Genomic DNA, 26,658 nt, shown 5'->3' on the forward strand with positions numbered 1-26,658 from the left:
TGTAATGTTATACGGATAATTTGTTGTATTCGGTGTTTTCTTAACACCAATGTCTAACTGTTTAATTATCAATTTTTATGCTTAATAAAGCGATCAAATTCCTTATCGAGAATAAACTCGTAGCCGTTTTGTTACTCGCCCTTTTTATAGGTTGGGGAACAGTAAATGCCCCTTTTAATTGGAATACTGGATTTTTGCCTAGCAACCCAGTTGCGGTAGATGCCATTCCGGATATTGGAGAAAATCAGCAAATTGTTTTTACCAGATGGGACGGGATTTCGCCTCAAGATATTGAAGACCAAATTACCTATCCCTTAACCACAACATTGCTGGGAATTCCTGGGGTGAAAACCATCAGAAGTTCGTCTATGTTTGGTTTTTCGAGCATCTATATCATTTTTGAAGAAGATATTGAGTTCTATTGGAGCCGAAGTCGGATTCTTGAAAAACTCAACTCCTTACCAAGTGGTTTATTACCGGAGGGTGTTAATCCTGCTTTAGGGCCAGACGCTACGGGCTTGGGGCAAATTTATTGGTACACCTTAGAGGGGCGCGATGAAAACGGAAACGTTACAGGTGGCTGGGATTTACATGAGTTGCGAAGTGTTCAAGACTACTATGTAAAATATGCTTTGTCTTCGGCAAGTGGGGTTTCCGAGGTCGCTTCAATTGGTGGCTATGTTCAGGAATATCAAATTGATGTGAACCCAGAACTCATGCGCCAATACAATATTGGATTGAACCAAGTTGTAAAAGCTGTAAAGGAAAGTAATAAGGACATTGGTGCACAAACCTTGGAAATCAATAAAGCGGAATATTTAGTACGCGGTTTGGGCTATGTGAAATCCATTTCAGATATTGAAAATGCTGTGGTGACTTCAGAAGATTTCACGGCAATCAAAATTAAGGATATTGCTAAAGTAGCTTTAGGGCCTGCAGCTCGAAGAGGCATATTGGATAAAGAAGGTGCAGAAGTTGTTGGAGGTGTAGTTGTGGCGCGTTATGGTGCCAATCCGATGGAAGTGATTAACAACGTTAAAGAAAAAATCAGTGAATTAAGCACTGGATTGCCGTCTAAAATACTAAAGGACGGAAGAACATCACAACTAACCGTAGTACCTTTTTATGATCGTTCCGAACTCATTCAAGAAACCTTAGGCACCTTAAATGAAGCCTTAACTTTAGAGGTTTTAATTACCATTTTGGTGATTATCATTATGGTATTCAATCTTCGGGCATCCATTTTAATTTCCGGCCTATTACCCGTCGCCGTATTAATGGTATTTATCGCCATGAAACTCTTTAATGTTGATGCTAATATCGTGGCGCTTTCTGGAATTGCGATTGCTATTGGAACCATGGTGGATGTTGGGGTCATACTTTCAGAAAACATCATCAGGCATTTGGATGAGGACGATGGAAAAGAATCTATAAATACAGTGGTGTACAACGCTACCGCTGAAGTATCTGGAGCTATCGTAACCGCAGTAATGACCACCATTATCAGTTTCATCCCTGTGTTTACCATGATTGGTGCCGAAGGCAAATTATTCCGGCCATTGGCCTTTACCAAAACCTTTGCGTTAACCGCTTCCATTTTGGTGGCCTTGTTTTTGATTCCACCCTTTGCTGCGTTTTTATTCCGAAGAAAAAGCATTAAAAAAAGTTTCAGTTATATTTTAAATGCGGCTTTGGTTTTAGCAGGATTAATAGGTCTTTTTTATGGCTATTGGTTAGGCATTATTCTGATGGCTTTTGGTGTTACCGGCGTTTTAAAAGGTCAAGAGATAGTTAACGCAAAACGAGCAAATCTTATAAATATCATAATTTCTGCAACTGCCATTGTATTTCTTTTAGCGGAATATTGGCGACCATTGGGTGTTGATAAAAGTATTTTCTGGAACCTCATTTTTGTTGGGGTCATTTGCTTCGGATTGTTAGGTGTATTTGCCTTATTCATAAAGTTTTATACGCGAATTTTAAGATGGTGTTTAAATAACAAGTTGTTGTTTCTATCTGTACCAACAGCCATTGTGATTGCCGGTTTTTTCATCATGAAAAACACAGGTAAGGAGTTCATGCCATCGCTAAATGAAGGTTCATTTTTATTGATGCCGACCTCGATGCCACATTCTGGAGTTGAAGAAAACAAACGGGTTTTACAACAATTGGATATGGCAGTTGCCAGTATTCCTGAAATTGAAACCGTTGTGGGTAAAGCAGGTAGAACCGAATCGGCTTTAGACCCTGCGCCTCTCTCAATGTACGAGAATATTATTCAGTATAAACCAGAATATATGCTGAATGAAAAGAGAGAACGTCAACGCTATAAAGTAAATGATGATGGTGAATATGTATTAAAAAACGGAATGTCATTGCGAGCGGAACAAAGTGAAGCGTGGCAATCTGTTAATGTCAAAGAACAACTAATAGAAGATAACGACGGAGAATTCTACCGCAACTGGCGACCGGAAATTAAATCACCTGATGATATTTGGGACGAAATCGTAAAAGTTACCAAATTACCAGGAGTAACCTCGGCACCAAAACTACAACCTATTGAAACGCGACTGGTGATGCTTCAAACAGGCATGCGCGCTCCTATGGGAATCAAAGTAAAAGGTCAAGATTTAAAGCAAATTGAAGCCTTTGGAGTCCAATTGGAAGATATACTAAAGCATGCCGAAGGAGTTAAACAAGAAGCTGTTTTTGCAGACCGAATTGTTGGGAAACCGTATCTGTTAATTGATATCGATAGAGAGAAAATTGCCAGATATGGCATCACGATTGAAGAGGTTCAAAATGTACTAAAGGTTGCCATAGGTGGTATGGTGCTCACGCAAACCGTTGAAGGTAGGGAGCGTTATGGCGTTCGTGTGCGATACCCAAGGGAGTTACGAGGAGATCCTTCCGATTTAAAACAAATTTATATTCCAGTTGAAAAAGGCAGTCCGGTGCCGTTAAGCGAATTGGCAAGTATTCGTTATGAACAAGGGCCACAGGTGATTAAAAGTGAAGACACCTTTTTAGTGGGTTATGTGCTTTTTGATAAATTGGATGATTTTGCAGAAGTAACCGTTGTTGAAAACGCACAAGCTTTGATACAAAGTAAAATAGATTCCGGTGAACTCATCGTGCCAAAAGGCATTAATTACCAATTTACAGGAACTTATGAAAATCAAATAAGGGCCGAAAAAACCTTATCGGTAGTTGTGCCATTGGCATTGGCCATTATCTTTTTGATTCTTTACTTCCAATTCCGTTCCGTAACCACGTCTTTAATGGTGTTTACAGGAATTGCCGTGGCTTTTGCGGGTGGGTTTTTAATGATTTGGCTTTACGGTCAAGGTTGGTTTTTAAACTTCAATTTCTTTGGCGAAAATATGCGAGACCTCTTTCAAATGCATCCTATTAATTTAAGTGTGGCCGTATGGGTTGGGTTTATTGCACTCTTCGGAATCGCAACCGATGATGGTGTGGTTATGGCAACCTACTTAACGCAAACCTTCCGTAGAAATACACCCGAAAACAAGAAGGAAATTAGAGCATCCATTGTCGAAGCTGGAGAAAAACGAATCAGACCGTGTTTGATGACAACAGCAACCACCATTTTAGCTTTATTGCCCATTTTAACATCTACAGGACGCGGAAGCGACATTATGATTCCTATGGCAATCCCAAGTTTTGGAGGCATGCTTATCGCGTTAATTACCTTGTTTGTAGTCCCGGTTTTATATAGCTGGAGAGCGGAGTTAAAAGTTAAAAGTGAGAAGTGAGAAGTGAAAAGTGAAGAATGAACAGTTAAAAGTGAAGAGTAAAAAACTAAAAGTTTAAAGTTATGAGTAAAAGTATTTTAAAAGATAAAAGTTATGCCTTTGCAATTATGGTCGTAAAACTGTCTCAGATTTTAGTTTCTGAAAAAAGAGAATTTGTATTAAGTAAGCAGTTTTTGAGAAGTGGAACCGCAGTTGGCGCATTAATTAGAGAGGCTGAATTTGCTCAAAGCAAGAAGGATTTTGTAAACAAAATGAGTATTGCACTTAAAGAAGCTAATGAAACATTGTATTGGTTGGATTTGTTGAAAGATACTGGCTATATAAATGAAGAAGAGCATCAATTACATTTTGTTTTAAATAAGGAATTAGTTGCCATGTTAGTAAGCTCTATTAAAACAACAAAATCAAATATTCAAAAATGAAACAGTTTATATACACATTAAAAGCAGTTGATTTTAGTTTTCTAGACATTATATTTCGTATGAAAACTGTTTTGATTTTTAGTTTTTCACTTTTCACTTTTCACTCTATGAGTGCTCAAGAATTGGAAACATTGATAAACGAAGCTTTAGAGAACAATCCTGAAATTCAAAAGTTCGATTTTCAGCATCAAATTGCGTCCGAAAAAGTAAACGAAGTGAACAGTTTACCAAATACCGAATTTAACTTTGGCGTTATGGCTGTAAAACCTGAAATGGATATGCCAATGGAACGTTTTCGAGTTTCCGTTATGCAAATGTTACCTTGGTTTGGCACCATAACGGCACGAGAAAATTATGCGACTTCGATGGCCGATGCACAGTACATTGAAATAACGATAGCGAAACGAAAATTGGTGCTTTCGGTGTCGCAACTTTATTACCAACTGTATGAAATTAAATCCAAACAAGACGTTTTGGACAAAAACATTGCACTCTTACAATCTTACGAACAGCTTGCCCTCACTTCGTTAGAAGTAGGTAAAGCATCAGCCGTAGATGTTTTACGATTACAGATCAGACAAAATGAATTGCAACAAGAGAAAGAGGTATTAGTTCAGCAATATAACGGGATACAAGCAGCATTGAATGGTTTGTTGAATCGTGATTATGATGTTAAGGTATCTGTGGTTTCTGCTATGGTAATTCCAGAAGACGATAATTTTTACAGTTATGAAAGTTTGGAAGTAAACCCAGAGTTGCTCAAATTTGATAAATTGTATCAATCGGTAGAGCAGTCCGAATTGTTAAACCAAAAAGAAAGTGGCCCGATGATAGGTTTTGGCGTGGAATATATCAACCAAGAAAACAGCCCAATGATTACCAGTTCGTATAAAGATATGGTGATGCCCATGTTGTCGGTTTCCATACCTATTTTCAATAAAAAGTATAGCTCTCAAACCAAACAAAACGAATTGCGTAAACAGGAAATCCAATCGCAAAAAGAACAACGATTTAATATGTTGAAATCGGAACTGTCAAAAGCCATTTCGCAGCGAAATCAGTCGCGAATTAAGTTTGTTACCCAAGAGAAAAACCTAAAACAAGCCAAAGATGCCGAAACCATTTTAATTAAAAGTTACGAAACCGGAACGATTGATTTTAATGATGTTTTGGATATTCAGGAATTGCAATTAAAATTCCAAATGAATCAAGTAGAGTCGGTTAAAAACTATTATGTGCAATCGACAGTAATTAATTATTTAAGCAATTAATATGACACACACATATCACATACACGGAATGACCTGCAACGGTTGTCGCAGTCACGTTGAAGACATACTTTCAAAAGTGGAAGGTGTTTCAGAAGCAACCGTCAATTTAGAAAAGGCTGAAGCCACTATTGAAATGGAATCACATATTCCTATAGAAACATTTCAAGAGGCTTTGAAAAAGGATGGAGATACCTATACTATTCGCATTCAGAATGATGAGATTCCTGCTTCCGTAGGAATAAAATATCACGTACATGGCATGACCTGCAACGGTTGTCGCAGTCACGTTGAAGACATACTTTCAAAAGTAAAAGGTGTTTCAGAAGCAACGGTCAATTTAGAAAAAGAAGAAGCTACGATTGAAATGGTATCACCTATTCCTATAGAAACGTTTCAAGATGCTTTGAAAAAGGATGGAGGAAGTTATAGTATTCATAAACTTGGAGAAAAGCCAGTGCAAAAAGAAAAAGTAGAAAAACCTAAAGGTAAAGGCACAGGCACTTTTTATTGCCCCATGCATTGCGAAGGCGATAAAACCTATGATAAAGCTGGCGATTGTCCGGTTTGTGGAATGGATTTGGTTGAGGAACAAAATTTATCTTCAACCCATTCCGAGCAATGGACCTGTCCTATGCATCCTGAAGTTGTGAAAGATGCAGCAGGTGCTTGCCCTATTTGCGGGATGGATTTAGTGCCCATGCAAGCAGATTTGTCTTCTGAAGAGAAAACCTATAAAAAGCTGTTGAAGAAATTCTGGATTGCATCGATATTCACATTGCCGATTTTCATCATTGCCATGAGCGAAATGCTGACTAACAATCCATTATTTGAAATCATGCATCAAAAAAACTGGAATTGGATTCAGTTTGTATTGTCCATTCCCGTAGTTTTTTATGCCACTTGGATGTTTTTTGAACGTGCCTACAGAAGTATCAAAACCTGGAACTTAAACATGTTTACACTTATTGGGATTGGCGCAGGTGTAGCGTGGTTATTTAGTGTGTTCGGCATGTTTTTTCCAGATATTTTTCCAGAGCAATTCCTATCCGAATCCGGAGCAGTTCATGTTTATTTTGAAGCAGCAACGGTGATTTTAACATTGGTGCTTTTAGGGCAACTTTTGGAGGCGCGAGCACATAGTAAAACCAATTCGGCGGTAAAAGAATTATTAAAATTAGCACCAAATAAGGCTACAAAAATTGTAGATGGTGAAGATGTGGAAGTCAGTATCGATAACATTGAATTAGGAGATATTCTAAAAGTAAAACCAGGCGATAAAATTCCTGTAGATGGCTCGATAACCGAAGGTGAAACCACCATTGATGAATCCGTGATTACAGGAGAACCGATTCCCGTAAACAAGTCGGTTGATGATAAAGTAAGCAGCGGAACTATAAACGGAAATCAAGTGTTCTTGATGAAAGCCGAAAAGGTTGGGAGCGATACCTTGTTGTCCCAAATTATCCACATGGTGAATGATGCCAGTAGAAGTCGCGCACCTATTCAGAATTTAGCCGATAAAGTATCTGGGTATTTTGTGCCTGCTGTGGTCATTATTTCGGTAATAACCTTTGCGGTTTGGGCCATTTGGGGACCAGAACCCGTTTATGTGTATGCTTTTGTAAATGCCATTGCGGTGTTAATTATTGCCTGTCCATGCGCGCTAGGATTGGCAACACCTATGTCAGTTATGGTCGGTGTTGGTAAAGGTGCTCAAAATGGTGTGCTGATTAAAAACGCCGAAGCCCTCGAAAAAATGGATAAGGTAGATACCTTAATCATCGATAAAACAGGAACCATTACCGAAGGAAAACCAACGGTAGAAAAAGTGGGTGCCTTTGATTCTAATTTAACCGAAGCTGAGGTCCTGCAATATATCGTTTCGTTAAACAGCAATTCTGAACATCCACTGGCCGAAGCCACCGTTAAATATGGAAAAGAACAAAAAGCGGAAGTCTTAAAATCCGAAGGATTTAGTGCCGTAACAGGAAAAGGGGTTGAAGGGAAAGTAAACGGTAAAAGCGTAGCATTGGGAAATCCGGAAATGATGGATTATGCAAAAGCTGAAATTTTTACTGACATGGAAGACGAAGCAAAAACCTATCAAAAACAAGGCAAAACGGTTTCATTTTTAGCAATAGACAAAGCTGTTGTTGGTTATGTGGTTATTGGCGATAAAATAAAGGCAACAAGCGCCAAAGCCATTAAAGAACTTCAAAACAAAGGTATCGATGTTATTATGTTAACAGGCGATAACCATAACACCGCGCAAGCAGTTGCTACAGAGTTAAATCTTGCCGATTTTAAAGCCAGCATGTTACCAGAAGACAAGCTCAAAGAAGTGGAAAAACTGCAAAAACAAGGCAAGGTTGTGGCAATGGCTGGAGATGGCATTAACGATGCACCGGCATTGGCGAAAAGTGATGTCGGCATCGCCATGGGAACGGGAACCGATGTAGCCATTGAAAGCGCTATGATAACTTTGGTTAAAGGCGATTTACACGGCATAGTAAAAGCCAAAAACCTAAGTCATGGTGTGATGAAAAACATCAAACAAAATCTGTTTTTCGCCATGATCTACAATACTTTAGGCGTACCCGTAGCGGCAGGCGTGTTATTTCCGGTTTTCGGAATATTGTTGTCACCAATGATTGCAGCATTAGCTATGAGTTTTAGCTCGGTATCGGTTATTGCAAATGCATTGCGATTAAGAACGATTAATATATAACTATTTCATAAGAACCAATAAATAATATAAAGTCGTAAAAACTAGCAACAAATATGGTAAATAGACATACAGCATTAAAAATAAGAAAAACCCATCGCTATTTGGGTCTGTTTTTAGGGATTCAATTCTTAATATGGACGATTAGTGGACTCTATTTCAGCTGGACCGATATTGACGAGATTCACGGTGATCATTTTAAAAAAGAAAAACCGCTACAAACGGCTTTCTCTAATTTAATTGGTACCGCTCAATTGGAAACCAATCAAGCTATTGCATCTTTGGAATTATTGGAAATTGCTGGCGAACCTTATTATTGGATAAATGATGAACAACTATATCACGCTAATTCAGGTGCTAAAAAAGAAGGAATTACCGAAAAAGAAGCCATTACAGTTGCAGAGCGTTATATGTTGTCTGATTTGGAAGTAGAAAATATTAAAAAAATTGAGAGTGTAAGTGCACACCATGAATACCGAGGAAAACCGTTGCCTGCTTATGAGATTTCATATAAAACCGATGAAAACCTTAAAGCTTATGTCGCTCTAAATAACGGCGCTTTCCAAACCGTAAGACATAGAGATTGGCGATGGTTCGATTTTTTATGGATGACGCATACCATGGACTATAAAGGACGAGATAATTTCAATACGCTTGTTCTAAGAGCATTTTCCGTATTAGGATTGATTACCGTTTTAAGTGGTTTTTTATTGTGGTTTACCAGTTCGCCATCAATTAGAAGATTTAATAAAAAAAGCAAAAAAACAACCTCTGAAGCGTTGAAAAACAAATGAAAATAATATTAAAATAAATAGAAAATGAAAAATAACAAAGTATTCATTTACGTTGGTTTACTTGCCATAGGCATCCTTTTAGGCTGGTTGTTTTTTGGCGGTTCTTCCCATACAGAAACCAAACATGATCACGATGCAGTTGCAGAAACCAATCAAATGTGGACCTGCTCCATGCACCCACAAATCATGCAACCCGAACCCGGTGATTGCCCCATTTGCGGTATGGATTTAATTCCGGCCGAAGCTGGTGCAGATGGATTGTTGGCCGACCAATTTAAGCTCACAGAAAACGCCATGGCATTGGCAAACATACAAACCACAATTGTCGGTAATAGTGAAACTCAAGCTAATGCCATTAAATTATCCGGAAAGATTGTTGAAAACGAAGAAGCTAATGCCGTACAAGTGAGTTATTTCTCCGGACGAATAGAACGCCTTAATGTAAATTTTACAGGTGAAGACGTGCGTAAGGGACAACTTTTGGCTACCATTTATTCACCCGAATTATATGCGGCACAACAAGAATTGATTACAGCATCGGCATTAAGAGAAACGCAGCCTGCCTTATACAAAGCCGTTCGAAACAAATTAAAATTATGGAAGCTTTCTGAAAATCAAATCAATCAAATTGAAACCTCTGGTAAAGTACAAGAAAACGTACCTGTGTATGCCACGGTTTCGGGCACCGTTTCAGAAAAATTAGCAGAAGAAGGCGATTATGTGAAACAAGGTCAACCATTGCTCAAAATTGCCAATTTAAAAACGGTTTGGGCCAATTTTGATGTGTACGAAAATCAAATCGATTTATTTAAAAAGGGACAAGAGGTAGCCATTATTACAAAGGCCTATCCGAATAAAAAATTCACGGGAAAAGTAGATTTTATTGAGCCAACCTTGAACACAAAAACACGAACTGTAACCTTGCGTGTGGTATTGAATAATCAAAAAGATTTATTCAAACCAGGCATGTTTGTTGAAGGCAACATAAAAGGAGTTTCTTCCGGTAAGAATGACGTGTTAACTGTTCCAGCAACTGCGGTTTTATGGACAGGAGAACGTTCTGTGGTGTATTTAAAAACCAATCTAGACCAACCCGTTTTTGAAATGCGTGAGATTACGATAGGCCATAAAATGGGTGCAGATTATGAGGTTTTAGAAGGATTGGAGCAAGGCGATGAAATTGTATCCCATGGTACTTTTACAATTGATGCAGCCGCACAGTTGCAAGGAAAAAAGTCTATGATGAATAAAGATGCTGACAAAGTTATGAAGGGTCACGAAGGACACCAGGGAATGTCGGAGTCAGCTTCGGAAGATACCAAAAACCATTTCAATTTGAATGAAAGGGTAAGCGTTTCAAAGGTCTTTCAAAATCAACTGAAAACTGTTTTCAACGATTATATTCAATTAAAAGATGCTCTAGTTGAAGATGATTCAAAAAAAGTAAAAGCGGCATCCAGAGAACTCATGGAAAACTTATCTAAAGTGGATATGGCACTGCTAAAAGATGATGAGACGCATCATCACTGGATGGCCTTGGAACAAGAGATAAAGACAGCAGCAACGTTTATTTCAAACACCTCTAAAATTGAAGCACAGCGAACTTCTTTTAAAAATCTATCGTTACAATTAACCAATGCGATTGAGGTATTTGGTATCAATGAAAAGGTGTATCATCAATTTTGTCCTATGGTAGATAACAACAAAGGCGGCTATTGGTTGAGTAAAGAAGAAAAAGTTTTTAATCCGTATTTTGGAGATGCCATGTTAACTTGTGGCGAAGTAAAACAAGTCATAGAATAAATAAAGACTAATAATAACAATTAAATAATTAAAAATGAAAAAAGTAATTTTAAGTGTCGCTGTAATTGCGGCTATGGGTTTAACAAGTTGTAAAAACGAAGCGAAACAAACTACCGAAACAACGACGACCGAGGTGTCTAGCGAAATTGCTATGACCGACCTATCTTTTGGTGTAAGAGGGAATTGTGGGATGTGTAAAAAAACCATTGAAAAGGCAGCCAATGGCGTTGCAGGTGTTGCAAAAGCGACTTGGGATGTGGATAAAAAGAAAATAGATGTTTCTTTTGATGACACCAAAACAGACGCCATGGCAATTCATAAAGCCATTGCAGCTTCAGGTTACGATACCGAGAAAGCAACTGGCGATTTAGCGGCCTATGACAACTTACCAGGCTGCTGCAAATACGATCACGATATGATGATGAATCAGTCGGGTGACATAAAAGCAGAAGTACACTAAGAAAAATAATTAGTAGTAAAAAAAACACTATCCTTTTACAGCCTGTTATTAAACCTATATGCTTTAAGGATAGTGTCTTTTATTTTATTACTAAAAATATTCAGTCAATATCATTAAAAAAAACCTTTACTGGGCGTTTAAATTGTAAACAACCAGAGCGTCGTTATTAATTGTAACGAGGATCGACTTGGTGTTTTTTTGTTGTATGGTTGATAAATCTTTTACCATACCTTTTATGGCAATTCCACTTTCTAAGGCCGAAATGGGTTTAAAGTGGTTTTTACCGTTATTGATTAGCAACAGGCCGTAACTGGCATCGTTTCTTGTGGTTTCAATTTCAGATTGATACATATTGCCAGCAACCAAAATATCCTTTAATCCATCGTTGTTAAAATCATCAATTAAAATATCGTTAATAGAAGATACTTGGGCTTGGTTTGGTAATGCCATCGTATTAAACTGTCCATTGCCTAAATTTTCCAAATATACAGAAGCAAAGGTGCTTGCTTTTAAATGTAAGGCTTCCTCTAGTTTTTCTTTTCCGTAAACATCGATTAGTTTAGCAGAACCAAAATCGTTATATGTTGGAAATTTTTTCTTTATAAATGGCATCTGATTTGATGAACATTCACGTCCGCGAAGCGGAAATAAATCTTGGTTATTATAATAGCCTAAAACAATATCGTTAGTGCCATTATCGTCAAAATCTGTTGAAAACACTTCAAATGGCTCTTTTACTGAAGCTTTGTATTTATAGTTTAAACCGAGGTTCCCAACAATATAATCGGTGTCGCCGTCATTATCAAAATCGGCGCCTTTTATGCTATTCCACCATCCACTTGAATTAGGAAGCATATTTTCTTGCCGTATAAAATTACCGTTTTCATTTTTAAAAAAACTAATTTCCATCCATTCGCCAACCACTATTAGATCGGTTTGATTGTCGTTATCAAAATCGGTCCAAATAGCATCGGTTACCATGCCTATATTTGATAATTTAGGCGCTTTTTGTTGCGTAACATCTTTAAATTTTCCGTTGTCGTTTTCTAACAAATAACTTGTGTCGGAAAACGGATAGGTTTGTGCTTTTAGGCGACTTCCAATAAATAAATCCAAATCGCCATCCTTATCAAAATCAAAAGGTTTTACACAGCTTCCGCTTGAATACATTTTAGGAAGATTCGTGTTGGATTTCTTAAAGTTACCATTTGTATTTATGTAAAGTCGGTCTTGATACATGCTGCTATTCGCCTGCCATTCGTTGCCACCGCTGACGACGTACAAATCTAAATCGCCATCGTTGTCGGCATCAAAAAAAATCGCATTTACATCTTCATAACTTTTATCAATGTCCCAAGTTTCAGCATTGGAAACACTAAACATCTCATCTTTATTTTGAATGTACAGAGTCCCGGAATGCCCTTTTGAACCTCCAATATAAAAATCGTCTAAACCGTCATTATTGATATCTGCAACGACTACGGCTGGTCCAAATTGCGACATTTTATGGGGCAAAAGACTTTCGTTGATAAAATCGTTATGGTCGTTTTCGATGTGTTTATGTTTTAATTTTAAACGATTAGTAACATCGGTGAACAAAGTTGTATTTGGGGCTTTGTTAAATTTACCAAGGGGTTTGGCATCATTATAATTTATTGTTAATCGCTGATTTGCTGAAACATCTTTAAGAGTTTGAAACTTATTATCTGGCCAAATAACGGTGATGCTTTCAACAGATTTTAATTGGTTTAAACCAAAATGCAACATCGGTTCTACGGCCGATTGATACCCACGCGTGGGATAATTTTCTAAATATTGAGTGCCGCTTTTTGTTTTAGCTTCTACGCGAACACCAATACCAAAAGGGTTTTTCGGATTTCCTTTAAATTGAAATTGCAGATAGTTTTTATTGGAATTGTTCTTTAGAATGGTAGCCGGTTCATCAATATTATTAACTACCAAATCCAAATCGCCATCGTTATCTAAATCGGCATAAGCGGCGCCATTTGAAAACGTTGCATTTGTAATGCCCCAATCTGCAGAGGTTTTGTTAAAAGTTAAATCGCCATTGTTTTTAAAAAAGTAATTACGTGTTTTCCTTTGTGGTGTTTGCTTCACTAATTCTTCAATAACGGCAGCCATTTTTTCATTGTTTTTCTGGGCTTCCTCTAAACGCTTTAGCTTGTGGTTTCTAAAATCGTTATTCCTAAAATCTCTTTTTAATCCGTTGGAAACGAACAAATCTTTATGGCCGTCGTTATCGAAATCTGCAAAAAGCGGACTCCAGCTCCAATCGGTATTCGAGACTCCAGAGAGTTGCGCAATCTCGCTAAAATTTTGGTCGCCCAAATTCATTTGCAAGGCGTTAAACATATATTGGTAATGAAACCCATTGTTAACGGCATGGTTAAAAATTTCCGGATTCATGCCGCTCATACTGGTTTTAATACCGTAATTATCTTCGGCAACCATATCTAACGACATAATATCCAAAAGGCCATCATTATTAAAATCCGCAATATCGGTGCCCATTGAAAAATTTGGAATGTGTTTTAAAGACGATTTTAAACTTTCGGTAAAAGTACCATCGCCATTTTTATAGTATAAATAATCGTGTTCTATATAATCGTTTGCAACGTAAATATCCGGCCACCCATCTTGATTTAAATCGCCAACCGATACGCCCAAACCAAAACCTAAGGGATTGCCAATTATGCCGGATTGTTTTGATATATCTACAAATTTACCGTTGTCGTTTCGGTATAATTTATCGCCCACAAATTCATCTTCTTTATTCTTGAAGTTTTCAGGATTGTTTGTGTTTATTGGCGAAACATTATGGTTAAGCAAAAACATATCCAAATCACCATCTTTATCGAAATCAAAGAAAGAAGCTTGCGTGCTATAACCCGAAAAATTTAATCCGTATTGAGTTGCGCTTTCTGTAAAAGTTCCGTTTTTATTATTTATAAACAATTCGTTTTGCCTGTTTTTTGCCTTTCCTTTTCCAGATTTACACACGTAAATATCCAGCCAACCATCGGCATTTATATCTACCATGGTAACACCTGTTGTCCATCCGAAAGAGCCTTTAACTTTAGCCTTTTCCGTTACATCTTCAAACTTAAAATCGCCTTTGTTTAAGTAAAGTTTGTTGTCTTTTAAGTTGGATGTAAAATAAATATCGGATAAGCCATCATTGTTTATATCGCCAACCGCAACGCCGCCACCATTATAGAAATACTCGTAAACCATACTATTCATAGCGCTGCTTTCGGGTATGTCGTTAATGAAATTCACGCCACTTTCATGGGCTGGTAGCTCTGAAAACAAGGTTGAATGATGGGCTTCTGTTTGGCGTGTTTCTTTATTTGAATCCTTTTTACATGAAAAGTTAAACATGCTTAAAAAAACAATAACCAACGTGATATAGTGATGGGGTTTAATCATTAAAATGAATTTGATAAATGTAAAAGTAAGAAACACCTAGAAATAAGTTTATTCCTAGGTGCATCCAATTAAGAAACTAATCTAAAACTAACTCTTCTTCTTAAGTTTTACCACCCTGGATTTGGATCCAAATTGGTATTTATATTTATTTCTTGCAGCGGAATTGGGAACACAATATGCTTGTCTTGAAAATTCTCTGCAAAAGGTTTGTTGTGATTTTCCAAAGTGGTTTTAATAGATTCTGTTGCAGTGCTTCCGCGTTGCCATCGGTATAAATCGAACCAACGTATGCCAAATTCCATGGCCAATTCAACGGGACGTTCATGATGACGGATTTGCGTGCGCAATTCATCTTTTGTCATTGTGCCCAAAGCTTCTGCGCCACCACGTTGCCTCACAATGTTAACCTGGTCTATGGCCAATGGTGTTTTGTCGTTTTCGTTTAAGGCTTCGGCATACATGAGCAGCACATCGGCATAACGGATTACAGAGATATTAGTCCCGTTATAGAAATTTTCATCGGCATTAAACGCATACTTTTTAAAGTATTTAGGATGGTTTAAATCTGCTGCAACACTGGCATAGGTTTCATTTTGACCGGAATCCCTACTGTACATTTCTGAGTTGGGGTCGTCAAAGAAAATACTTTCGTAAACCCGATTGCTAATATCGCCACCCGCATCTAAATCTGTTTTCATTTCGTCAACCAACCATTGTGATGGGTAAAACAATTCCCAGCCACCAAAGGCATAAGGAGATACCTGAAAGTTGAAAACCTGACGCTCGTCATTTCCGTTAGAGCGGTCTCCTGAAAATTGAATTTCAAAAACACTTTCACTTCCGTTTTCAGCTAATCCGTTAAAGTTATCGGCATAATTTGGTAGTAATGCATAGCCCATACCCGTAACTTCTTCCAACTTTGTTTCGGCTGGACCCCATTTTTCTTGAAATAAATAGACTTTGCCCAACAATGCTTTTGCAGCCCCTTGTGTGGCTCTACCTTTCCATTCTGATGGATAGCTTGTTGGTAAATCTGCTTCAGCTTCACTTAAATCTGTTTCTATTTGTGCCCAAACGGCAGAAGGTGCAGCTTGACTTGGAAATAAGTTTTCCAATTCGCCACTAAATGTGGTAACAAGCGGTACATTTTCAAAACCTGTTACCAACCAAAAATAGTAGTAGGCTCTTAAAAATTTGGCTTCGGCAACCAATCCTTTTTTAGTATCGGCAGAAAGCGCTTCCATTTCGGGCACTTGCTGTAATATTTGATTGGCGCGACCAATACCGGCGTAACTTGCTTGCCAGACATTGTATGGACCGCTTTCTTCGGTTGTGTTGGAAAAACTTGCTAAAGAACGCCCGTAAGTTTCGGCTGTATTATTGGTTACATCGTCTGCTCTGTATGCCATAGACGTGTAAATTTCTTCAAAAAACGCCCATTTGCTTCCGCTTGCACTTTGCATGGCACCATAGGCGGCCGTTAGGGCTTGCATGGCATGAGCTTCGGTTTGCCAAAAACTCTCTTCAGTTAATACTTCTTTATTTTCAACATTAATAAAATCATCGCTACATGAATTTAAAAACCCGATAAAGCATACTGTTATAATTATATATTTTAATTTTTTCATTGTTCTTTTTTTTAATTTATAGTGAAAGATTTACTCCTAAAATAAACGACTTTGTTAAAGGGTAAAAACCTCTATCTACACCTCTTGTAAATGTGCCTCCATTTGCAAGTCCTGGGTCGAAGCCCGAATAATCTGTAATGGTAAACAAATTATTGGCTGTTACATAAATTCTAGCATTGGAAATGGCCAGTTTAGAAGTTACAGATTCTGGAAAAGTATAACCAATTTGAATGTTTTTCAATCTTAAATAAGAACCATCTTCTAAGAAATAACTCGAAGGGCGAATATTATTGTTGGGGTCGCCAAATGCATTTCTTGGAATACCGCTTCCCGTGTTTTGAGGTGTCCAAGCATTCAATAAATCTGATGACATATTGTTTCTGTCGGTTCTGTACAACCACATTTTTACACCGTTGTAAATTTTGTTGCCCTGCGTTCCTTGAAAAAACACACTGGCATCAAAGTTTTTATATCGGGCATTAAAATTCAATCCGTATTCAAAATCTGGAAGGCCACTGCCCATGTACTTTTTATCTTCATCACCTAAAGAACCATTGCCACTAATATCCGTAAACCTTAGGTCACCGGGAACAGCATCTGGCTGAACGCCATGGGCATCGATTTCTGCTTGTGTTTGAAAAATCCCATCGGCTTCAAATAAATAAAACCGTCCTATTTCCCCACCAACTTCGGTTCTTGTGGTTGGAAAGTTGTTAAACTCAATAAAGCCATCAGTAAAAGACTCATTGGCAACACCCAATTTTGTAACTTTATTTTTTGAGCTACTTATGTTTGCTGAAACATCAAAAGTGAAATCTTTATCGGAATCGCTATTATAAGTCAGCGATAAGCCCCAACCTTTGTTTTCTAAATTTCCGCCGTTTGTTAATGGAAATGACGTTATTCCTGACGATGCTGGAATTGGTACAGACACTAACATATCGGTTGTTTTAGAAATAAAATAATCAAAAGTAGCTTTAATACTATTATTTAAAAGTCCTAAATCTACCCCAATGTTTGTTGTTGCGGTTTCTTCCCATTGAATATCTGGAGTTGGCAACGAATTGGCAATGGCTCCAACCAATACATTTTGACTAACACCTTCGCCAAAAGGATAGTTTAACTGCTGTCCGCCAGAACCTATTCGAGCTAAAAACAAATGCTCGCCAATAAGTTGATTCCCTAAAGTACCGTAGCTAAATCTAGGTTTTATTTGGCTAAATAAATCGGATTCAAAAAATTCTTCATTGTGCAATGCCCAACCTAAAGACAGAGAGTAAAATGTACCGTATTTATTATCTGGTCCAAATCGAGATGAACCATCGCGCCTTACACTGGTTTGTAAATAGTATTTTTTACTGAAATCGTAATTGATACGTCCAAAATAAGATTGCAATGTATTTGTTGAATTAAAACCATAAGCAGACTCGTCGCCAATACCAGCACTCAAAGCTTGAAGTTGGTCTGAAGCCAATGTGTTGTTTGAGCCACCAACCGATCTAAATTGGCTTTTTTCCCTTGATACACCCAATAAAACATCGACGTCGTGATTGCCAAATTTTTTACGATAGTTTAAGGTGTTGTTTAGGGTCCATTCGTTGGTTCTCGACCTTGATTCATCTAACAACGGATTGTCGTTGGTTGACTGTGGTCCAAAATTATAGGTAGGCAAGAAAAATGAAAAATGCGTATTCTCAACATTTGCTCCGTATTGGAACTGATAATTTAAGCCTTCAACAATTTCTAAAGTAGCTGAAATGTTAAACTGCATATAATCATCTTGATCTGCTCTGTCGGTAATGCTGCCTTCACCTATTGGGTTGCCAGAACCTAATCCGGTGGCAGGAGTGGCAAAACCGTTTAAAGAACTCGCATCATAAATGGCTTTATGCGGTAATTGCGAATAGATATCTAAAAATGGTGAAAAACTGGCGTTTCCGCCTCCAATGGGTTCAAAAATACCCCGTGTGTTTTCTCTGGTATAACTTAAGCCCGGAGAAATTTTCAGCCTGTCGTTTAGGAGTTTGAAATCCATATTAAGACGTGTATTCAATCTATCAAAGCCAGTGTTTATAACCGTTCCGGAATTATCAAAATAACCCGCAGAAAAGTTGTAATTCATTTTTTCTGTTCCGCCAGATATTCCAATATCATGTTTTTGTTCAAAGGCATTGCCTATATATTCGCCAACCCAATCCGAATCGGCATATTGCGCGCCATTTGTTAAATAAGGTGCCGGTGTAACTCCTACATTATTATAAGCTTCCAGTTTGATTTGATCGTGTTGAGCTTTGTTTGCCACACTTACATTATCGCTTACCGAATGTGTGCTTATGTAAGAATTGATAGTCACTTTAGGTTCTCCCGTTTTACCTCTTTTTGTAGTGATAATTACAACGCCGTTTGATGCCCTTGAGCCATAAATTGTAGCTGCCGATGCATCTTTTAGCACACTTATATTAGCAATATCTGCTGGATTGATATATGATAAATCTCCAGGAATACCATCTATAACGAATAACGGATTGTTGTTGCCAATGGTGCCTAAGCCCCTAATGCGTATAACCGGATTGCTTCCCGGTGCACCGGAAGCCGAAGACACGTTAACGCCCGCAGCCTGTCCTTGCAACGAGGTTGCGACATTGGCCGTCGGGATTTTTTGAATCTCAGCTACATTAACAGAGGTGATGGCAGCGGTTACTTCTTCCCGTTTTTGGGTGCCGTAACCTACCAAAACGACTTCGTCTAAACTTTCTGCGCTTTCCTCTAAGGAGACGTTAATGGTGGTTTGGTTTCTAACGGTAATTTCTTTGGTTAAAAACCCCAAGAAGCTGTAAACCAATACGGTTTGCTTGTTTGGCACTTCAATAGAATAGTTGCCTTCAAAATCGGATTGTGTCCCGATACTTTGGTCGCTTTTAAGAGTAACTGTTGCTCCGGGAAGTGGTATTCCTGCGCTGTCTGTAATGGTTCCGTTTACTTCAATGCTTTGCGAAAAAGCTTTGGTGGTAAACCCAAACGCCGTAAATACAAAAAGAAGTAAAAGCATTCTACTTAAAGTACGGTTTTTGTTTTTTGATTGTTTTTTTTTCATACTAGATTAGATTATTTGTTAGTCAGAACTCAGCCTATAAGTCTGTGCACGAGTTTATGTAGAATCAAATATTGTGATATTTTCAAATAAAACCTCAAAAATCACCTTTACTTGACCTTTACAATGCGTTAAATACCTTTGTTAAAGTGGGTTTAATGCGAAGTGGCCGTAAGGGGAAATTAAAAAAGAAAAGCGTTTTGTTTAGCAACAAGAATTTATGCCATCAAAAAGATAAATGACTTGTATTGAGTTAAAAGATGGGTTTAAATGTTTTCTAGAAAATCAACGAGATTGTCTTTTTTTTCCAATCCCATTTTTTTTCTTAATCGGTGTCTGCCTATTTCTACAGAGTTTAAAGAGATGTTATTGATGTTTGCTATTTCTTTCGAGCTTAATTTAAGCTTAACTTGTACGGCCAGCTGTATATCCTTTGTGGTTAAGTGCGGGTATTTTTCTTTAATTCTGAATAAAAAATCGCTTTGTAGGGTTTCTACGTTGGTATGGAATCTTTGTATGTCTTCATTAAAATCAAACTTAAAAGTATATTCTTTTATCAGCTTGTTAATGTCTTTTTTCAATTGATTTATATCGGTAAAATCTAAACTTTTAAACGACTTTGTAAGGTCTTTATATATGGATGTTCTTTGGGAAATGAATAAAGCCAAATTGGTTAGTTCCTTCATGCGGAATTCTAATTTGTGCTCCAGATTTTCCCGCAATAAAGACTGTGTTCTAAGCTTTTCTTTTGATAGTTTATGGTTTTGCAGGTAAATCGCTTTTTTCTTTTTTATATTGTTGTAAAGTGATGCGATAACAAGAATGGCAATAATTACCGATAATATAGAGCCTATAAGTATCGCCTTTCTCTTTTGTGCTTCTAAATCTCTTTGTTTTTCCAGTAATTTTATTTCCGACGCTCTTCGTTCATCTTCAAAAAGAATCCTCATTTCAGCTAATTTCTCACTTTTATTGCTTGAAAAAATTTCTGAGCTTCCTTCGGCATATTTTTTATAGTAATTAAAGGCCTCTTTGTAATTTTGCTTTGCGAGATAATAGTCAGACATAACCCTGTCGTTTTCCAAAATAAATTCCTTGTTGTCAATTATGTTTTCAATAATGGATCTCGATTCTTTTAAAAGCGCATAGCATTTATCAAAATTTCCGAGCTTTAAATTTACTATTGAAAGCTCATTTAAAATATGGACCTTGTTTTGGTCGTCCTTGATTTGATTAGTGATTTCCAATGAAGATTCTAAAAATTCCTTGGCGTAATCAAGCTTGTTGATTTTACGATAGCAAACACCCATGTTTTTCATGGTTTCGGCAATTCTATCTTTGTTGTTAAACTCCCTTTTTAACTCCAAAGATTTCTTGAAAAAAGTCAATGCCAAATTGCAGTCTCCTTTGCGCTCATGGATTAGTCCAATACTGTTGTAACTATAGGCAATGCGCTGTTTGTCGCCTATTTTTTCGTGTATTTTTAAAGTTTCCGTGTGGTATTCGAGAGCTTTATCAAAGTATCCGATGTCGAAATACAACCAGCCAAGGGTTCGTAGTGTAAAGGCTAAATCGTAATCATTCTCAATGTTTTTTCTAATTTCCAACGACTGTAATCCCAGTTGCAAAGCTTTATCATAAAAATCATTAAACAAATAACCTTGACAAAGATTAATAAGTGCCAACCCTTCTTGTTTTTTATCATTAAATTCCCGGGACAATTGTAAAGCTTCATTCGCATAATCTATAGTTTTGTTGGGGTTTATAGACCAGTAAATTTCGGCAACTCTATTTAATAAAGGCATTTTATCGCGACCAGTTGAATAAGGTAAAATGGTTAACAAGCTATCCAATTCCATTTGGGAGTCGCTTGGGTTTTCGTCCCAAATATTGGTTTGTGATTGCACGGTACAACTTATAAATACGAGTATATAAAGGATGGGTTTTATCAGTTTTTTCATGAGTCGATATTTATAAATTATTTAGAAACGCGCATAGGGCCATTGGCAGATACATGATTTACAAATATCGATATTATTAATTAATAAAGTTTTCAAAAAATCCAAAATGAAAGGTCAAGTAAAGGTGATTTTTCAATTATTAAATAAAAATAATCGAAATTTGTTGTGATTTGATTTTCGATAAACAGTGATGATTTTAAACCAGCAACATCCACATTAAAATGCATTTAAACAAAGTTGTTAAATATATAGGTGTTTTAGTATTGCTAGTAATTTTTAGTTGTAACAACACCAAAGAGCCAATAAAAACCGATACCAAAAATAGTTTTCTAAACTTTAGTGAAAATATTTTGGATTACCGCATAACACCAAAAGACTCCGTGGATAAATCTGGTTTGATGTTTTCGGACCAAGGTGCTTGGTTTGGGTATGGTTTGCATAAAGAACCGAATGAGTCCATTGGCTTTTCAGGGCCTTTTTTAATGACGCAGCAGAATGGTGTTTGGTTAACTACATCGTTTGTAAATGCTATGATTAAGGTTGACAATAACTTTGAATCGTTAAATGATGGTAGGGCGTATAGTTATTCAAGTCACTTGGAAAAAAATTATTCAAGTGATAAAATTCAGGTTAGTGAAAAATTGGTTTTTAAAAACGGACATACTGCTTTATTACAAACCAAAATAAAAAATATAGGCGATAAAAATATCAAATTGGAACTTTTATGGGGACATTCTCCTATTTTGATTTCTGGAATTTCTTTGTCTCAAAAGAATACCACCATCAAAATTAATTCTACAAAATCTAATGCCATTGGGTATTTAACTTTTCCGAAAGATGCGCAAGTTGACTTAGTGGATAGCTTGCAATACAAAGCAAAGAGCAATTTAAATCTCAAACCCAACGAAACAAAAGAAGTCGTAATTTCACAAACTTTCATTTTTCCCGAATATTCTTGGGAAGAAGAAAAAAGACAAATTCAAAACATAAATTTTGATGCCGTGTTGGACGCTCGAAAACAAGAAAAAAACAAGCAGCTAAAATCTATTATTGAAAACAGAAAACCACAATTTGAACATGATAAGTATGCCGAAGTTTTGGCTAAATCGCATTTAACACTACAAAATAATTGGCGAATTCCGGCTGGAGAACTTAAGCACGAAGGCTTGTTCCCAAGCTATCACTACAAATGGTTTAACGGATTTTGGTCGTGGGATTCTTGGAAACACGCTGTAGGTTTATCGTATTACGATACCAGTTTGGCAAAAAACCAAATGCGGGCCATGTTCGATTTTCAGAGTGAAGACGGCTTTATAGTCGATTGTATTTTTCGAGACACTATTATTGAGCCACATAATTATCGCGATACCAAACCGCCACTTGCTGCTTGGGCAGTCGTTAAAATTTATGAAAAAGACAAAGATGTTGAATTTGTAAAAGAATTCTACCCGAAGTTAAAATTATATCACAATTGGTGGTACAATAAACGCGACCACGACCAAGATGGATTGTGTGAATACGGTTCAACCGATGGGACTTTAATTGCCGCTAAATGGGAAAGCGGGATGGATAATGCCATTCGTTTCGACGATTCTAAAATTTTAAAAAATAGCGAAGGTGCTTATTCCCTAAACCAAGAAAGTGTCGATTTAAACGCATATTTGTATGCTGAAAAACTATATTTAAGCCAATTGGCTAAAGTGATAAATAATTTAGATGACACTAAAAAATATAAAGCTGAAGCTGAACAATTAAAAGATAAAATACAACACCAATTTTATGATAAGGAAGACGGTTGGTTTTACGATACGAATTTAGAAGGCAGTACTTTTATTAAAGGTGAAGGTAGCGAAGGCTGGACCGCACTTTGGGCAAACGCCGCAACTCAAGAACAAGCCAATGCCGTAAAAAATAAAATGATGGATTCTGAAAAATTTTACACTAAAGTGCCCTTTCAAACCATGAGTGCCGATCACGAAAGATTCGACCCGCTAGAAGGCTATTGGCGAGGCCCGAACTGGTTAGATCAAGCTTATTTTGGTGTAAAAGGCTTGCGTAATTATGGGTTCCATGCCGAGGCAGACCAAGCCACCATTCAAATAATTAAAGGTGCGGAAGGCATGTTAGGAAAAGGACAATCCATTCGAGAAAATTATCACCCATTAACGGGAGAAGGCCTAAACGCCCAAAATTTTAGTTGGAGTGCCGCCCACCTTATTATGTTATTACAAAACAATTAAATGAATTACGATACTCTAAAAATATCCATTCAACAGGCCGAAGATATACTCTTCAAACTATTTCATATCAAAGGAAAAGCTTCTGTGTTGCCCGGTGAGGTCGATTTTAATTTCAGAATAAAAGTTGCTAATTCAGAAGGCTATATTTTAAAAATATCACGCCCTAACGAGAATGACAACTACCTCGATTTTCAACAAAAATTATTGCAATTTGTTCAAGATAATGGGCGAAATCTCATTACCCCAAAAGTTATATGCGATAATAAAGGCAAGGCCATTTCTGAAATTACAGACGATTTTGGCAATAAGCGCAAAGTGCGACTTTTAAGTTGGGTTTCAGGCAGGGTTTGGAGTTCTGTCAATCCGCAATTAAACGATTTACGCTTTAGTTTAGGCGAACAATGCGGGCGACTTACCAAAGCTTTACAAGGTTTTGAACATCCCGAAGCACATCGGGAATTTGAATGGGATGTGGCACAATCACTTTGGACAAAAGCCCATGTAAATTTGTTTAAAAACGAAGAAAAAGCAATTGTTCAATATTTTCAAAATTCGTTTGAAAAACATGAAACGACCTATTCAAAATTAAGAAAAGCTGTTGTTCATAATGACGCCAACGACAATAATGTTATTGTTTCTTCAGACTTGATACACCCCAAAGTTCAAGCCGCCATCGATTATGGCGATGCCATACACACGCAAATAATTAACGATGTTACCATTGCCTGTGCTTACGCCATAATGCATCATAACGACCCGTTGGAAGCGGCTTTACCCATTGTTAAAGGCTATCATTCAACATTTACTTTGCAAGAAAAGGAGTTGAGGCATTTGTATAATGCGATTGCCATGCGATTGGTGATTTCGGTAACAAAATCCGCAATTAATAAGATTGAGGAGCCTGATAATGCCTACTTGTTAATTAGTGAAAAGCCGGCTTGGGAAGTCCTTGAAAAATGGCGAAACATAAGTGCGGATTTTGCTTATTATAGTTTTAGAAATGCCTGTGGATGGGAGGCACATCCTAACGAAAATGAGTTTAAAAACTGGGTGTCAAAACAAAGTTTTAAGTTTACGGAATTGTTCCCTTCTATTGATAAAAATGAAGCGCTTCAATTAGATTTAAGTGTGTCCAGCAAATGGATTGGGCATCAAGAAGATTTTAATGATTTAGATGTGTTTCAGTTTAAAATCAATCAACTTCAAAAGAAAAATCCTCATAAAATTATTGCTGGTGGCTATTTGGAACCGCGACCGTTATACACGTCAAATAGCTATGATAAAATAGGGAACTACGGTAAAGAAAGCCGAACAATTCATTTGGGTGTTGATTTTTGGCTTCCGGAACATACGGCTGTTCACGCCTTGTTTGATGGCGAAGTGGTTTTGGCTGTTAATGATTCGGGAGAAAAGGAATATGGCGGATTGGTCGTTTTAAAACACAAGACGCATCAATTGGAATTTTACACGCTATATGGGCATTTATCGGTGGCTAGTGCTACTAAAAACAAAGCAGGTGATATTATTAAAAAAGGTGAAAAAATTGGCGTATTGGGAAATGCGGAAGAAAACGGCAATTGGGTGCCACACCTTCATTTTCAAGTGATGCTTTCACTTTTGGACTATAAAAACGATTTTCCGGGTGTTGCGTATTATAACCAAATAGAGGTTTGGAAAAGCATTTGTCCAGACCCAAATTTATTCTTCAAATCGGAAGCACTTCAAAATACTATTAAAAATTCAAACGAAGATTTAATCAATTACCGAAAACAACATTTAGGTAAAAGTTTAGGCCTTCAATATAAAGTGCCCATTAAAATGGTACGTGGTGCTGGTCAGTATTTAATGGATCAATTTGGACGTAAATATTTAGATACGGTGAATAATGTGGCGCACGTGGGTCATGAAAAATACGAAGTTGTAAAAGCGGGGCAAGAACAAATGGCATTAATCAATACCAATTCACGCTATTTACACGACAATATTAATGATTTAGCAAAAGAATTGATTGAGACTTTGCCAACAGAACTCAGTGTATTGCATTTTGTAAATTCTGGTAGTGAGGCCAACGAATTGGCCATTAGAATGGTTAAAGCCCATACCGGTGAGCGCGATATTATTGCTTCCGAAGTTGGTTATCACGGAAATACCAACATGTGTATCGATATTAGTTCGTATAAGTTTGATGGAAAGGGCGGCAGCGGTGCACCGGAGCACACCCATATTTTCCCGTTGCCAGATGCCTTTAGAGGAAAATATCGAGGTGGAAACAGTGCTGAAAAATACGCTGAAGAGGTACAAAAGCAAATCGATATGGTTCATGAAAAAGGACGAGGTGTCGCTGCTTTTATTATTGAACCCATTATAAGTTGTGGCGGACAAATTGAATTGCCCAAAGGGTTTTTAGCTAAAACTTACAAGCTTGTTAGAGCAGCGGGCGGGCTATGTATTTCAGATGAGGTGCAAGTGGGCTGTGGCAGAATGGGTAAAACATTTTGGGGCTTTCAGCTGCACGATGTTGTTCCAGATATCGTCACTATTGGTAAACCTTTGGGTAACGGCCACCCCATTGCAGCGGTTGCATGTACACAAGACGTTGCCGATAAATTTGCCAACGGGATGGAGTACTTCAATACGTTTGGAGGAAATCCGGTGTCTTGCGCCATTGCTACCGAGGTTTTACGAACCGTAAAGCGAGAGAAATTACAGGAAAATGCTTTAAAAATTGGAACATATTTAAAAGATGAACTGAATATGTTAGCTCAAGAATTTCCCATTATTGGCGATGTACGCGGACAAGGGTTGTTCTTGGGGATTGAGCTTGTTGATGCCAATATGAATCCTTTGGCAGCACAAACCGATTATTTAGCCAATAGAATGAAAGACCACGGTATTTTAATGAGTACCGATGGTCCAGATCACAATGTGTTAAAAATAAAACCACCCATTGTATTTAATGAAGCGAATGCGGCAGAACTGATTTTTTATTTAAGGAAAATATTTGCAGAAGATTTTATGCAATTTTAAAAATATACGA

The 26,658-nt window shown here is 37.3% G+C and carries 13 protein-coding genes; 9 read left to right on the forward strand and 4 right to left on the reverse strand.

Annotated features, from left to right (window positions below):
- Positions 1–77 precede the first annotated feature (77 nt).
- From RNZ47_RS10695 to RNZ47_RS10725, 7 genes are all read left to right on the forward strand, one after another.
- Entirely contained in the window at positions 78–3,776 is a 3,699-nt protein-coding gene (locus RNZ47_RS10695) for an efflux RND transporter permease subunit (RefSeq protein ID WP_311939790.1), read from the forward strand.
- A gap of 62 nt (positions 3,777–3,838) precedes the next feature.
- Positions 3,839–4,198 carry a four helix bundle protein gene (locus RNZ47_RS10700; protein WP_311939792.1) on the forward strand — a complete coding sequence of 120 codons (360 nt, stop codon included), beginning with the start codon at positions 3,839–3,841 and terminating at the stop codon, positions 4,196–4,198.
- A gap of 59 nt (positions 4,199–4,257) precedes the next feature.
- Positions 4,258–5,469: a TolC family protein gene (locus RNZ47_RS10705; protein WP_311940574.1), complete on the forward strand. Its 1,212-nt coding sequence runs from the start codon at positions 4,258–4,260 to the stop codon at positions 5,467–5,469.
- 1 nt (position 5,470) lies between these two features.
- Entirely contained in the window at positions 5,471–8,197 is a 2,727-nt protein-coding gene (locus RNZ47_RS10710) for a heavy metal translocating P-type ATPase (RefSeq protein ID WP_311939794.1), read from the forward strand.
- A 53-nt stretch (positions 8,198–8,250) separates the two neighbouring features.
- Entirely contained in the window at positions 8,251–8,988 is a 738-nt protein-coding gene (locus RNZ47_RS10715) for a PepSY domain-containing protein (protein WP_311939795.1), read from the forward strand.
- A 24-nt stretch (positions 8,989–9,012) separates the two neighbouring features.
- A complete protein-coding gene (locus tag RNZ47_RS10720) occupies positions 9,013–10,791 on the forward strand; it encodes an efflux RND transporter periplasmic adaptor subunit (protein ID WP_311939796.1) in 1,779 nt (592 codons plus the stop codon).
- A gap of 34 nt (positions 10,792–10,825) precedes the next feature.
- Entirely contained in the window at positions 10,826–11,251 is a 426-nt protein-coding gene (locus RNZ47_RS10725; protein ID WP_311939798.1) for a heavy-metal-associated domain-containing protein, read from the forward strand.
- A 126-nt stretch (positions 11,252–11,377) separates the two neighbouring features.
- On the opposite strand, the gene RNZ47_RS10730 is transcribed toward RNZ47_RS10725, so the two are convergent.
- From RNZ47_RS10730 to RNZ47_RS10745, 4 genes are all read right to left on the reverse strand, one after another.
- On the reverse strand, positions 11,378–14,701 hold the full coding sequence (locus RNZ47_RS10730; RefSeq protein WP_311939800.1) for a VCBS repeat-containing protein: 3,324 nt from the start codon (positions 14,699–14,701) through the stop codon (positions 11,378–11,380).
- 107 nt (positions 14,702–14,808) lie between these two features.
- Entirely contained in the window at positions 14,809–16,329 is a 1,521-nt protein-coding gene (locus tag RNZ47_RS10735) for a RagB/SusD family nutrient uptake outer membrane protein (RefSeq protein WP_311939801.1), read from the reverse strand.
- A gap of 16 nt (positions 16,330–16,345) precedes the next feature.
- Positions 16,346–19,423 (reverse strand): SusC/RagA family TonB-linked outer membrane protein, encoded by a 3,078-nt coding sequence (locus tag RNZ47_RS10740; protein WP_311939802.1) that lies wholly within the window; start codon positions 19,421–19,423, stop codon positions 16,346–16,348.
- Between the two features lie 263 nt (positions 19,424–19,686).
- On the reverse strand, positions 19,687–21,381 hold the full coding sequence (locus RNZ47_RS10745; protein ID WP_311939803.1) for a tetratricopeptide repeat protein: 1,695 nt from the start codon (positions 21,379–21,381) through the stop codon (positions 19,687–19,689).
- Between the two features lie 221 nt (positions 21,382–21,602).
- Here RNZ47_RS10745 and RNZ47_RS10750 point away from each other — a divergent pair, with 221 nt between their 5' ends.
- Entirely contained in the window at positions 21,603–23,621 is a 2,019-nt protein-coding gene (locus tag RNZ47_RS10750; RefSeq protein ID WP_311939804.1) for an MGH1-like glycoside hydrolase domain-containing protein, read from the forward strand.
- Positions 23,622–26,648, forward strand: coding sequence for an aminotransferase class III-fold pyridoxal phosphate-dependent enzyme (locus RNZ47_RS10755; protein ID WP_311939805.1), 3,027 nt, complete (start codon positions 23,622–23,624; stop codon positions 26,646–26,648).
- Positions 26,649–26,658: the final 10 nt, after the last annotated feature.

This window comes from Hwangdonia seohaensis (assembly GCF_031932625.1).
Taxonomy (GTDB): domain Bacteria; phylum Bacteroidota; class Bacteroidia; order Flavobacteriales; family Flavobacteriaceae; genus Hwangdonia; species Hwangdonia seohaensis.